An 11,792-nucleotide genomic window follows, 5' to 3' on the forward strand; every position below is an offset into this window, starting at 1 on the left:
ATGTCGTCGCGCTCGCCCGCGTACTGGCGTCGCCCACGGGGTCCGACCGGCCCCAGCCGCCGCCCGGGACAACCGACCACGTGGACCGCTGAGCGGAGGGCGTGAGACAGACGGCCGCAGTCCGCGCTCCCGGCTGCGGTCCCGGCTGCGGCTGCGGCCGTTCTACGGTGTGGCAGGTCCAGGTGCCTCTTCCCGCTGCGAAGGGGCGGGCGGAGGTGACGTGCTGTCGCTCGGGCTGGGGGGCGGGGGAGTGTCGGCGGGGACCGAGGGGTCGCCCTGATGTGAGAGAAGCCGTGGCAGGACGAGGAGGACGGTCACCAATGCTGCGGCCAGAAGGACCACCGCAGCCCTGCGCAGTCCAGGACGGCCGACCATCCGTGCGCGGGTCGACGGCGGGAACGCCGGGCGGAGGGTGGTGACTTGGCCGGCCCGGGCGTGCAGTGCGGCGCGAAGGCGGTCCTCGACGGCTGTCATGACGTCTCCTTCAGTCTTCCGGCCAGAGCCGTGAGCGCCCGGCTCGCTGTGGACTTCACTGCACCCCGGGACAGCCCCAAGGTGGCTGCGATGTCCGCCTCGGACATGTTCGACCAGTACCTGAGGACGAGGACCTCCCGCTGGCGCACCGTGAGCAGCCTCAGTGCGCGCAGCACTTCCTGGTGCTCCTCCCTGAGAAGGACCTCCTCCTCCGGTGGCGGTGCGGGGAGGATGCGCGGGGGGATGTAGGCGCGCACGGTGCGCCTCCTGCGCAGCACGTCCCTGGCGGTGTTGACCACGCTGCGCCGTATGTAGGCGTCAGGGTCGGCGATGTCGTCGAAGGTGTTGCCGTGACGTCGGTAGAGGGCTGCGAAGGCTTCCTGGACGACGTCCTCGGCCGTGGGGACGTCGTCGACCAGGAGGACGGCAAGGCGCACGAGGTCGAGCCTGCGGTGGCGGTACAGCATGTCGATCTCTTCCGCCGCCGTGCCGCGTCTTCCCGACGCCGTGCCGAACAGCCGGCCCCTGAGTTCCGGTCCGTTCCGGTTCTGGGAGAGGCGGGCCAGCAGCCGTCGCCACGGGCTGCGCGGGACCGCACCTCCCCAGGCGGAGACGGCAGCCATCAGCGCCTTTCCCCCGCGGGCGGGGCGATGACGTCCCGACGCCGTGGGTGTCGGCCGTCTTCCGGTGCGCGGCGCCGTGGGGACGTCGGCCTGCCGCCACGGACGGCTTCCCAGCGGGATATTTCTGGCATGTACGTCAACCTGTTGCGTGGATCGAGCAGTTCAGGGCTTCCCCGGGGGGCGCCCTCTACCGGGAAGGACGTGTGGGGCGCCGACAGGTTGCACCGCACCGCGCTGTGGGGGGGGTACGGGAGCGGCGCGGCCTGGCCGTCCTCCGCTTCCGGAACACCGAGCGTCGCGGCCTGCAACCTCGGGCGAACCCGCCCGTCTGTCAGGGCGTAGGGGACGTTCCGCCCTGGTGCGGACGTGCGTGTCCAGCACGCGCGGGACACGTCGCTGTCGGATGCGAGATCTGGAGACATGATGAAGCGACACAAGCGCACGAGGGCTGCGACTCGACTGCCGGCTCTGACGGCGGCGGTGCTGTGCGCCGCAGCGGCAGCCTTCACGTATACGGCTGCAACCGGTGCCGCGGCGCCGAACGAGGCGGCGCAACGGAGCGCGGCGCCCTCTTCCGGGCCCACCAGGACGGTCCGCTACGACCTGGGTGACGCGGCCTGGCACCTGCCGCAGACCGGTCAACCCGTCGAGCTGGCCGGGGTGGTGCACTACCCCGCAGACCTGGGCACGGGGCGGCACCCGCTGATCGTGATGCTGCACGGCTGGCACGAGACCTGCGCCGACCCGAAGGCGGCGGCAGCGCGCGCTGCCGCCGAGGACAGCGGGGACGACGCGGCGTACGAAGCTGCCAGTGCCAAGCTGTTCGCCTGGCCGTGTGCGGCGGGAACACCCGCCCTGCCCAGCGAGCGCGGATACGACTACCTGGGCCGCAAGCTGGCCGCTCAGGGGTTCGTCGTGGTCTCGGCGGGCGCCAACGGCATCAACGCCTCCTCCGTGTCGGGGGACGACAATGCCGCCGCGCGGGCGGATCTCGTCAACCAGCATCTGCGCATGTGGCAGGAGCTCAGCTCCCGGGGCAAGGGCGCGCTCGCCAGAAAGTTCGCCGACCCGGCGACCGGAGCGGCGCGACGCGTCGGCTTCGCCCACCACGTGGACACGGGTGACGTAGGGATCGTGGGGCACTCACGGGCAGGAGCGGGGGTCACCTGGCAGGCGGCGGACAGCCACCGGAAGCAGTGGCCCGAGGGCGTCGACGTCAAGGCGGTGGCGGCCGTGGCGCCCGCCTACAACGTGATGACGGAGGACATGACCGACTACACGATCACCAAGACCCCCTTCGCCGCCTTCCGGGGAACATGCGACGGACAGGTCGGCAGTGAGGCGCTCTCGTTCGCGGCCGACGCGGCCGAGGGGAACCGGAGCGGCTTCTACCGGTTCTCGGTCCGCGGAGCGAACCACAACTACTTCAACACGCAGTGGTCGCCTCACAGCCGCCAGGTCGCGGCCTCCGACGACGCCACGCCGGTGGAAGGACACCCCGGACAGTGCACCGACCATGCGGACGCGGCGCCTGCCAGGCAGCTGACCGAGCCGGAACAGCGCCATGTCGCCGCCACGTACCTCGGTGCCTTCTTCCGCCGCCACCTCCTCGGCGACACCCGGCAGGACCAGGTGCTGACGGGGGTGCGGCACCCCGAGGCGGCCCGCACGGAGGTGGACGTCACCACCGCTGCTCCCTGAACGGCAGCCAACCCGCACGCGCACACGGCGGGAACCGGCTCGCCCACTCCACACCGGCCGCCGGGCCGATTCCGACGGCCGGGCCGATTCCGACGGCCGGGCCGATTCCGGCAGCCGGGCCGATTCCGGCGGCCGGACCTTCAGGCCGCCCTGCCCGACCGGTCATCCGGCTGCGCACTCGACCGTCCGGGCAGGACTCAGCCGCCGACGGGGCGGCGGGCGCGCCACACGAGGTAGAGGGCGGCGGCCCCCGCGGCGATGCGGAGCGTCACGGGGAACGCGTCGCCCATCGCTTCCCGGAGGGCGTCACCGCCCTGCGGCAGTCGCTCGCCCCAGCGCCCTTCGGCGCGGCCCCACAGCCAGACGCCCGTACCGGCGAAGACGAGACCGGGCATGCCCAGGGCGGCCCACTTCGCCTCCGTACGGCTGAGCTTGGGCGACCACCATGCCGCCAGCCACCCCGCGGCCAGCGGCACCAGGGAGCCGATCACGGCCCCCACCACCAGCAGGAGAGCTGCCACCAGCTCGACGAACCCGCCACGGCGGGCGACGCCCTCGCCCTGGGCGCCGCGGGCACGGCGCCGCAGCAGGAGCGCGGCCAGACCGGGTGCGGCACCGGAGGCGGCCGGTGCGGGCGCCGGGGCTGCCGCTGCCTTGTCGGCGCCGGGCACCGCACCGGGGACGGTTCCCGGGGCGGTCGGGACACCGGGGGCGCTCGGGGCGCCCGGGGCGGCGGGCGAGCCGGGGCGCTCGTCCTCGCCGGGCGGCGGCTTGAGAATCTCGGGGAGCTCGATACCGCCGAAGAAACCCGGCACGGGCTCACCGGCCGCCACGGCGTTGCTGCCGCCGGGCCCGGTGCCGAACGGGCTCGGGTCGACGCGCCACCAGTCGGGGTCGGAGTCCGCGTCGCCCAGCTCGTCCAGGCTCGCCAGGTGCGGGGACGAGGCCCCGTAGGCGGCGCTGGGCGCGCTGGTGCGCTGAGTGGGCACGGACGGCTGTGCGGCCGACGGTACTTCGGGGCCGGCTCCGTCGTCGGCGTCCCGGCGGACCCGCGCCTTCCGGCGGATCCGTGCCGAGAGGTCCGACGCGGCGGAGCCGCCGTCGTCCTGCTGGGAGGGGGCGGGGGCGGGCGGCGTCGGGCTGCTGCCGCCGTTCGCGGAGGCCACGACGTCCTCGGGGCGGCCGAGCCGGTCCAGGATCTTCTGGACGGCGGCCTTGGTGACCGCACCGCCGTCCGCCGCCCGCGCCCTGTCGATCTCGCCGCGCAGCCCGCCGACGAGCTTGGCCCGTTCGGCGGCGGTCATGCGCGTGCTGTGAGCCAGGTCTCCGACACGGCTCAGATAGTCGAACACGAGACGGTCGCTCTCGATCCCCACCAAGTCCCCACAACCCGCTAGCGCTTCACCGACCTGTCCCGACGGTACCGCGCGCAACGCACCCGAGGGAGCGCCCGCACCCCTCGGGCCCGACCTGCCGAATGGGCCGGGTACCAAGTGCGCCCGGTACCAGGTGGGCCCCACACCGGAGGGCACCCCCGCCAGGCGGAGCCCCGCAACAGCCGGTCCGGCAACAGGCGGGGCGCACCAGGCGAGACGTCATAGCCGCCGAGCGGCACCAGCAGCCCGTGGTGCCGTCAGCCGGCTGACGGCACCGGCGGAGACGGCAGCACCAGCCCAGGTGACGGCACCAGCCCAGGTGACGGCACCAACCGCCGAGAGGACACCAGCCGAAGTGGCGGCACCAACCGACACGAGGACACCGGCCCAGGCGGCGTCGCCGGCCGGGACGACGACGCCAGCCGGAGGGACGGCATCGGCGGGAGGCAGCACCGGACGAGGTGGCGGCGCCGGTCGGACGGCGACGGCCGGTGGACGGTGACAGCCGCCGGGTGGCGGCGGGCCCGCTACCGTGGGTGGGATGAGCAGCGAGCAGACCGGGGGCTCTCCCTCCCAGGGGGCCGGAGCCTCTCCCTCCCGGCCGGGCGACCCGCAGGCGTCCGGCCCCCGCACTCTCGCCGAGGACCTCCGTGCCCGGGAGGACGACGCGCTCGCCGCACTGCTGCGTGCCCGGCCCGACCTGCTCTCCCCCGTACCGAACGACCTCACCCAGCTCGCCACCCGCGCAGGGACCCGCGCCTCGGTCGTCCGCGCACTGGAGCGGCTGGACCGGTTCGCGCTACAGACTGCCGAGGCCCTCGCCGTCGCCCCCTCGGCACCCCCCGCCGGCACCGGGTCGGGGCCCGGCTCGCAGAGTGGCCCGCCGGCCACCCGGGAGGCCCTGACCGCGCTGCTGCCCGGCGAGGAGGCGGCCGCACGACTGCCGCGCGCCCTCGCCGAACTGCGCACCCGGGCCCTGGCGTGGGGCCCGCAGGACCGTCCGCGGCTGGTGCGCACGGCACGCGAACTGCTCACCTCCCCGTCACCCACCGGGCTGGGCCCCACGCTGGTGGAAGCGGTGGCGGCCGCGGGCCCGGCCAAGCCGTCGCCGTCCCGCCTCCAGGAGATGCTGACGCACGCGGGGCTGCCGGCGACGCACGATCCGGTGAGCGCCCTGACGGCCCTCACGGAGCTGTTCTGCGATCCGGCACGGATGTCCGCGCTGCTGGCCGGGGCGCCCGAGGGTGCCCTGACGGTGCTGCGGAAGCTGGAGTGGGGTCCGCCCTACGGTGCGGTCGACCTGTCGGCACCCCCACCGCCGGTCACCTGGCTGCTGGAGAGGGCACTGCTGGTGCCGACCGGGGGCGAGCAGCCCGCGGGGGGCGGAGGCCAGGGCACCGCGGGCAGTGTCGTCCTGCCGCGCGAGGTGGCCCTGCACCTGCGGGGCGGCCGGGCCCACCGGGAGCCGGAGCCGACGCCGCCCCCGGTCGCCGTCGCCCGCTCCCACGAGCCCGCGACGGTGGACGCCGCGGCGGCGGGGCAGGCGATGACGGCGCTGACCACCGTGGAGGAGCTGCTGTCCTCCTGGGAGGCCGAGCCGCCGCCGGTGCTGCGCGCGGGCGGGCTCGGTGTGCGGGACCTCAAGCGGACCGCCGTCGCCCTCGACCTGCCCGAGCCCATGGCCGCGTTCTGGATCGAACTCGCCTACGCGGCCGGTCTGGTGGCCTCCGACGGCGAGGTCGACGAGGCGTACGCGCCCACCCCCGCGTACGACGAGTGGCTGCGTGCCGCCCCGGCGGAGCGCTGGGCGCACCTGGTGGCCGCCTGGTACCCGGCGACGCGGGTGGCGGGACTGGTGGGCGAGCGTGACATGCGGGACGCCCGCAAGCGCAGCCTCGCCCCACTGGGCCCCGGCCTCGACCGCTCCCCCGCACCCGACGTACGCCACCGGGCCCTCGCCCTGCTCGCCGACCTCGACCCCGGTTCGGCCCCCGACCGTGAGACGCTGCGCGCCCGGATGCACTGGGAGCGGCCGCTGCTGGCCGTACGGGCCGGCCGCGCCGACCGGCCGGGCCGCGCCGAGGGCCCGGCGACCGGACCGGAGGGAAGCACGGGCCGCCCCGGCCGCCCGGAGGCGGAGTCGGGTGCCGAGTTGCCCGTCCGCCTGCTGCACTGGTCCCTCGACGAGGCGGAGACCCTCGGAGCGACCGGGCGCGGCGCGCTCGCCTCGTTCGTCCGCCCGTTGGTGGAGGCGACCGCCCGGGAGGACGCCGCGCCCGGCGAACCCCCCACCGCCACCGTCGTCGCCTCCGTCGCCCGGGGCCTCGCCCCGCACCTGCCCGAGCCGCTGTCCGAGGTGCTGCTCCAGGCCGACCTGACCGCCGTCGCGCCGGGCCCGCTGGAGCGCGAGCTGGCGGCCGTGCTCGCCGTCCTCGCCGACGTCGAGTCCAAGGGCGGCGCCACCGTCTACCGCTTCACGCCCGCATCGGTACGGCGCGCTTTGGACAGCGGCCGCTCCGCCGCCGACCTGCACGCCTTCCTCGCGGCGCACTCCAGCACGCCGGTGCCGCAGCCGCTGACGTACCTGATCGACGACGTCGCCCGCCGGCACGGCCGGGTGCGGGTGGGCGCCGCATCCTCCTACGTGCGCTGCGACGACGACACGCTGCTCGCGGAGATCCTCGCCGACCGGCGCGCCGCCCCGCTGCGGCTGCGCCTGCTGGCTCCCACGGTGCTGGCCTCCCCCGCACCCCCCGACCAACTCCTGGCCAAGCTGCGGGAGATGGGACACGCGCCGGCCGCCGAGTCCGCCGAGGGCGACGTCCTGCTGGCCCGTTCCGCCGCCCGCCGCACGCCGCCCCGCACCCCGCCCGCGCCGGTCCCCGAGGGCCCGCCCGCCCCGGACGAGACGCTGCTGTCCGCCGCGGTCCGCGCCATCCGCGCGGGCGACCACGCCGCCACGCTCCCCCACCGGCCCCGCACCCCGACCGCGCCGCCCCCGGAGGGCGGGCCGCCCCGCTCCGTCATGGCCGACACCCTCGCCACCATGCAGTCCGCCACCCTTTCCGGCGCCCCGGTGTGGATCGGCTACGTCAACGCCGACGGCGCCGCCTCCCAGCGCGTGATCGCCCCCGTCAAGGTCGAGGGCGGCTTCGTCACCGCCTACGACCACACCGCCGACGAGGTCCGCACCTACCCCCTCCACCGGATCACCGGGGTGGCGGAGGTCGCAGAGGAATGAGCCCCGCGCCGTCCCCGTCACGGGACGCGGGCACCGGCCCGCCTGATCGTCATGCGGGAAGGCGCCAGCACGGTCCGCCGGGGTCGCCCATCCAGACCGCTTGCTCATCGAGGGTGGCCGTCATCCCGAAACCGGTCAGGTCGGGCGCGCCGTGCTGCTGCCAGACCAGCAGTGCTTCCTCCACCTGGTCCCACAGTGGGAGCGGTCCGTGCTGGTGCACCGTCCAGCCGCTGCCGGAGGGCTCGGTCCAGGCCTGTGAGCCGGTCGCCACGTCGCGCAGGATCAGCCCCGCTCCTGTGGTGAGCAGCTCGGCCGACGGGGCGGCGAGTTGCGCGACGAAGCGGCCCGCCCACTGCTCGGTCAGGCCGGGGTCGAGTCGGGTGGGCCGGGTACGGCCGCTCCTGCGGTGGAAGGTGTGGTGCGGCGGGCGTTCGTGGGGGCGGGCGAGCATGTAGGTCACCTGATCCGCGGTGAAACGGCCGACGGCCGCACCGTCGTCATCGAGCGTGAGGCGGACCATCCCGGCCGCGAGCATCCACCCGCTGATCGTCGTGGTGATGCTGCCGCCGTCGGTGAGCTGGAACAGCCACGCCGGCGGAAGGGACCGGACGGAACAGGTGGCGACGATCGCGCCGTAGTCGGCCCGCTCCTTGTGCCCGCTGAGCCCGTCACCCACAACGAGGGCCGGTGCACATCCCGCCTTCTCCAGGTTCGCGGCCGCAGCCGCAGCGCAGGCAGGGTCGTACTCGATGCTGACCACGTTCTCTGCACCGACCTGGTGGCACAGCACCGCAGTGGAATAGCCGGTGCCGGTACCGACTTCGAGCACCTTCTCTCCGCCCCGCAGGTCGGCCACGTGCAGAGTCCGGGCGACGAGGGAGGGGAGGGTGGCGGAGGAGGTGGGACTGCCGGAGAGGGGACCGACGGCGTCGGCCGCGTCCACGCCCTCGACCTGCGTCACCCACGTGCGGTCGGCGTAGACCATCCGCAGCCACTCCTCCGTACCGACGTCGGAGCGCGAGACCGGCTCCCACGTGGTGGCGGAGGGACGGTAGACGGTCGGCGGGATGAACGAAGCGCGGTCCACGGCCGCAACCGCTTCACACAACTGCGGGGCCAGCCCCGTGTGGAGGGCGACGACGTGGTCGACCAGTTCTTGGCGCAGCTCGTCGGGGGTGACGGTCACGTCGGTGCTCCCGCATGTTCGAGCTGGTCAGCGACGGCGGACACGATCTCGACCCACACGGTCAGCGCCTGCCCGTCACCGTCGTGATAGTCGGTGGCGCGTAGTGGCTTGTAGATCACGCGCCCGTGCTCCCGCGAGAAGGCGCGGGCCTGCTCGCGGTCGTTGGTCAGGAGCGTGGGTGAGACACCTCGAAACCACAGCGGGCGGCTGCCACCTGGGCGGGCTTGTACTCGGCGTCCCGGTTCCGCCAGGGATGGTTGCCATAGTGAGCCCCGGGAAACGAGGCGAAAATCGGTCAGTGGACCGTCTGCGCTGTCGGCGATCACCTGGCCGTCCAACTGCGTCACCCACGTTTCGTTCCGGTAGACGAGGGTCAGCCACTGGTCCTTGTTCATGCCCGGCGGAGCATTCCTGCCGGCGTGGCCGAACCGGCGCCGAACCGAGCGGAGAACGTGAGACGGTCGCCGATATCGGAGGGGTCGAACCGCACGACCGGGACACCGCGCTTGTCGAGTTCGGTGATCACCATGTCGGCTGTCACGTCATCCACTTCGGTGACGACCGCGACCGGTCCAGCGTCGCTCATCAGTCCTGCTCGTCGTCCTGGTCGTGGTCGGTGTCGTTGCGGCTGTCCTGATTGGTGGACTGCGGGCTGGTCCCGGTTCCCTTGGCGGTGCCGTGCCTGCCCATCTCCACGACGCAGCCGCGCTCGTCACGGAAGACGGTGACTTGGGTTGCGGGGTCCAGTTCGGCAGTGGCGTACCCGGCTTGGTAAGTGCTCGGACAGGGGCGCATACGGCTGATGCCCCACGGGGTGAGGGGACGATCGGTTCTGGCAACCGACATGAAGCGCCCTTCTCGTCGGTCGGCGCGGTGCGTATTGCCGCGCCGGACTCGTCCATCCTCGACGGTGGTGCAGTGAAGCTGCCGGGGCCTGCTCATATGTGTCTTCCTCCATGCCCGGTACGTCATGTCCGGGACCTTTCCGCCGGACCGGCGGGTGGGCCACCGTGGTCGGGGTGACGGCGGAGCAGCACCCGGCAGTCCACGACCCGGGACGCGTCCCCCGTCCTTTCCGCTCGGGCCAGCTCCTCCTTCAGCTCCTGGCACGTTCGGCACGTCATGACAGCCCCCGGCGCTGGACGCGGTGCAGACGGGCCAGGGCACGGAGCTGGTGGGCCTCTCGTGCAGTACCGGGACGGAGGCGCCGGTACTGCACGTTCCAGGCCAGGCCGCTGGGACGGTCCACGGTGACCACCTGGCCGACCGCCTGCCGTGCGACACCCACCATTTCCTTGTCCCGGTCGAACACCACCGTTCCCGGTCGGATGTGGGACGGGGAACGGAAGTACCCGGCGGCGGCGACCTCGCGCGCGGCGCTCACCGGGCCGGCTTCCGCTGGTGGGGGTGCCCGGCGATCACGGCGTTGCAGCTCCGGACGGTCAGCGAGTGTCCGTTGGCGCGGGCCGTCTCCCGGTCCTCCGCGAGGAGTTCGCACACGTCGCACTCCGGCACGGGTACGGGCTCCAGCCCCGGCGCGGGCCTGGTCGGCGGACACGGTGTCTGTGCATGAGTGCCCATGGGCCATCTCCTCTGCGCGTTCACTCTGTGCGGTGGAACGGTCACAACAGTGCGGCACGGCTCGCTACTCTGTGGAGAGTTTCAGCGCCCAACCTGCGAGTTGGTCACGGCACCGCGTGCGCGTGCCGTTCACCGCAGGTGACGGCGCCCTCGGGAGGCGTGACCAGACCGATGGTCAGGGGGAGAAATGAACGCAGACACCGATGGCACGGGAGGCGCAGAGGGCGCACTGGACCCGCGCAAGCAGTTCGCCGAGGAGTGCAGGAGTGCGAGGGAACTGTACGGGGAAGGTCCCCTGACCCAGACCCAGTTGGCCCGGATGGTCCGCACCTCCAAAAGCACCATCTCGCGGGTCGAGAACTGCGTGGGCCCGATCCCTGCGGGCCTCCCGCCCCTCCTGGACCAGGTCTTCGACACCGACGGCTTGTTCAAGCGGCTGTACGAGGAGATCACGGCGCAAGCGTTTCCGGAGCGATATCGGCGACGCATCGAGCTGGAACGGAAATCAGTCAGCATCGCGGCATGGTCGCCCACCGTTGTACCGGGGCTCTTGCAGACCGCCGGATACGCATGGTCCCTCTTCCGCGAGGGTGATCCGCGCGCCAGTGACGCCGAGTTGATGGACAGGGTCCGCAACCGCACCGCCCGCCAGGAGATCCTGAAGGGCCGCACGCCCCCGGACTTCTCCGTGATCTTGTGCGAGTCGGTCGTACGGCGCCGGGTGGGAGGCCAGGAGGTCATGCGGGAGCAACTGGCCGCGCTGTTGGAACACACAGTGCGCCCCACGACCGTTCTCCAAGTGCTGCCGCTCGACGCGGGTACACACGGATTGATGGACGGCCCTCTGTCCATCTTGGCCACGGCGGACGGGCCCCCAGTGATCTATACGGAAGGCATCCGGTCGGGCGCCATCATCGACGAACCGTCCCAAGTTCGGCATCTTTCGCGGTCTTACGATGTCCTCACGGCTTCGGCTCTATCGCGCGATGCGTCCGCCCAGATGATCAGACAGCACATGGAGGCACTGTGACCCCGTCCGTGAACCACCCCTGGGTCAAGTCCAGCTACAGCAACCAGGACGGCGGGGACTGCCTGGAGTGGTCCCCCCGCTCCGCCGCGACCACCGGCGTCGTCCCCGTACGCGACAGCAAGACCCCCGAAGGCCCCGTCCTCTCATTCCCGTCTCACGTGTTCACGGAATTCGTCACCGGCATCAAGGCCGGACAGCTTCCCGCCTGACCATCGCACCTACAGACGGCACCGCAGACAGCACATGGAGGCACTGTGACCCCGTCCGCGAACCACCCCTGGGTCAAGTCCAGCTACAGCAGCCAAGACGGGGGCAACTGCCTGGAGTGGTCCCCCCGCTCCGCCGCGACCACCGGCGTCGTCCCCGTACGCGACAGCAAGACCCCCGAAGGCCCCGTCCTCTCATTCCCCGCCCCGGCCTTCACGGAGTTCGTCGGCGGCATCAAGGGCGGCGGGTTCCCCGTCTGACCACGGAGCGCTTCCGTCGGAGCACAGTGCGGCCCTCTCGTCACCACACGGCGAGGGGGCCGCGCCCCGTCGGGGAGCGGTGTAGCTCACACCCGCTCCCCCACGCGCGCCGG

13 protein-coding genes are annotated in these 11,792 nt (G+C 73.1%); 5 read left to right on the forward strand and 8 right to left on the reverse strand.

Translation table 11 applies throughout. From position 1 onward, the window contains the following. Positions 1-470: 470 nt before the first annotated feature. A complete protein-coding gene (locus H297_RS40040) occupies positions 471-1,097 on the reverse strand; it encodes a SigE family RNA polymerase sigma factor (RefSeq protein ID WP_078515052.1) in 627 nt (208 codons plus the stop codon). Between the two features lie 423 nt (positions 1,098-1,520). On the opposite strand from H297_RS40040, the gene H297_RS0133505 reads away from it, so the two are divergent. Continuing rightward, a complete protein-coding gene (locus H297_RS0133505; RefSeq protein ID WP_027740593.1) occupies positions 1,521-2,798 on the forward strand; it encodes a hypothetical protein in 1,278 nt (425 codons plus the stop codon). 197 nt (positions 2,799-2,995) lie between these two features. Here the strand turns inward: H297_RS0133505 and H297_RS0133510 are convergent, their stop codons facing one another. After that, positions 2,996-4,174: a hypothetical protein gene (locus H297_RS0133510; protein ID WP_027740594.1), complete on the reverse strand. Its 1,179-nt coding sequence runs from the start codon at positions 4,172-4,174 to the stop codon at positions 2,996-2,998. A gap of 541 nt (positions 4,175-4,715) precedes the next feature. On the opposite strand from H297_RS0133510, the gene H297_RS0133515 reads away from it, so the two are divergent. Then, positions 4,716-7,415, forward strand: coding sequence for a helicase-associated domain-containing protein (locus H297_RS0133515; RefSeq protein ID WP_027740595.1), 2,700 nt, complete (start codon positions 4,716-4,718; stop codon positions 7,413-7,415). A 49-nt stretch (positions 7,416-7,464) separates the two neighbouring features. Here H297_RS0133515 and tgmC read toward each other — a convergent pair whose 3' ends face one another. From tgmC to H297_RS43525, 6 genes are all read right to left on the reverse strand, one after another. Then, positions 7,465-8,601 carry an ATP-grasp peptide maturase system methyltransferase gene (gene tgmC, locus H297_RS0133520; RefSeq protein WP_027740596.1) on the reverse strand — a complete coding sequence of 379 codons (1,137 nt, stop codon included), beginning with the start codon at positions 8,599-8,601 and terminating at the stop codon, positions 7,465-7,467. Then, on the reverse strand, positions 8,598-8,996 hold the full coding sequence (locus H297_RS44795; protein ID WP_486589784.1) for a hypothetical protein: 399 nt from the start codon (positions 8,994-8,996) through the stop codon (positions 8,598-8,600). The genes tgmC and H297_RS44795 overlap by 4 nt, the downstream gene beginning before the upstream one ends. Then, positions 8,993-9,187, reverse strand: coding sequence for a hypothetical protein (locus tag H297_RS0133530; protein WP_027740597.1), 195 nt, complete (start codon positions 9,185-9,187; stop codon positions 8,993-8,995). Before H297_RS0133530 ends, H297_RS44795 begins: the two co-directional genes overlap by 4 nt. Then, complete coding sequence (gene tgmA / locus H297_RS0133535) at positions 9,187-9,447, reverse strand: putative ATP-grasp-modified RiPP (protein WP_027740598.1); 261 nt, start codon at positions 9,445-9,447, stop codon at positions 9,187-9,189. The genes H297_RS0133530 and tgmA overlap by 1 nt, the downstream gene beginning before the upstream one ends. Before the next feature lie 274 nt (positions 9,448-9,721). Continuing rightward, complete coding sequence (locus H297_RS0133540; protein WP_027740599.1) at positions 9,722-9,985, reverse strand: hypothetical protein; 264 nt, start codon at positions 9,983-9,985, stop codon at positions 9,722-9,724. Then, complete coding sequence (locus H297_RS43525) at positions 9,982-10,182, reverse strand: hypothetical protein (RefSeq protein WP_158693791.1); 201 nt, start codon at positions 10,180-10,182, stop codon at positions 9,982-9,984. The genes H297_RS0133540 and H297_RS43525 overlap by 4 nt, the downstream gene beginning before the upstream one ends. Positions 10,183-10,369: 187 nt before the next feature. Between H297_RS43525 and H297_RS0133550 the strand changes: the two genes are divergently transcribed. The 3 genes from H297_RS0133550 to H297_RS0133560 are packed head-to-tail and all read left to right on the forward strand — an operon-like array spanning position 10,370 to position 11,679. After that, complete coding sequence (locus tag H297_RS0133550; protein WP_027740600.1) at positions 10,370-11,212, forward strand: Scr1 family TA system antitoxin-like transcriptional regulator; 843 nt, start codon at positions 10,370-10,372, stop codon at positions 11,210-11,212. Beyond that, complete coding sequence (locus tag H297_RS0133555; RefSeq protein WP_027740601.1) at positions 11,209-11,421, forward strand: DUF397 domain-containing protein; 213 nt, start codon at positions 11,209-11,211, stop codon at positions 11,419-11,421. The genes H297_RS0133550 and H297_RS0133555 overlap by 4 nt, the downstream gene beginning before the upstream one ends. 45 nt (positions 11,422-11,466) lie before the next feature. Then, complete coding sequence (locus H297_RS0133560) at positions 11,467-11,679, forward strand: DUF397 domain-containing protein (protein ID WP_027740602.1); 213 nt, start codon at positions 11,467-11,469, stop codon at positions 11,677-11,679. Positions 11,680-11,792: the final 113 nt, after the last annotated feature.

The sequence above is a fragment of the Streptomyces sp. CNT360 genome (assembly GCF_000424785.1).

Bases quoted from the DNA above. Each gene is read 5' to 3' on its own strand.
- H297_RS40040 (WP_078515052.1), bottom strand. From the start codon at position 1,097: ATGGCTGCCGTCTCCGCCTGGGGAGGTGCGGTCCCGCGCAGCCCGTGG.
- H297_RS0133505 (WP_027740593.1), top strand. From the start codon at position 1,521: ATGAAGCGACACAAGCGCACGAGGGCTGCGACTCGACTGCCGGCTCTG.
- H297_RS0133515 (WP_027740595.1), top strand. From the start codon at position 4,716: ATGAGCAGCGAGCAGACCGGGGGCTCTCCCTCCCAGGGGGCCGGAGCC.
- H297_RS44795 (WP_486589784.1), bottom strand. From the start codon at position 8,996: ATGAACAAGGACCAGTGGCTGACCCTCGTCTACCGGAACGAAACGTGG.
- H297_RS0133530 (WP_027740597.1), bottom strand. From the start codon at position 9,187: ATGAGCGACGCTGGACCGGTCGCGGTCGTCACCGAAGTGGATGACGTG.
- tgmA (WP_027740598.1), bottom strand. From the start codon at position 9,447: ATGTCGGTTGCCAGAACCGATCGTCCCCTCACCCCGTGGGGCATCAGC.
- H297_RS43525 (WP_158693791.1), bottom strand. From the start codon at position 10,182: ATGGGCACTCATGCACAGACACCGTGTCCGCCGACCAGGCCCGCGCCG.
- H297_RS0133550 (WP_027740600.1), top strand. From the start codon at position 10,370: ATGAACGCAGACACCGATGGCACGGGAGGCGCAGAGGGCGCACTGGAC.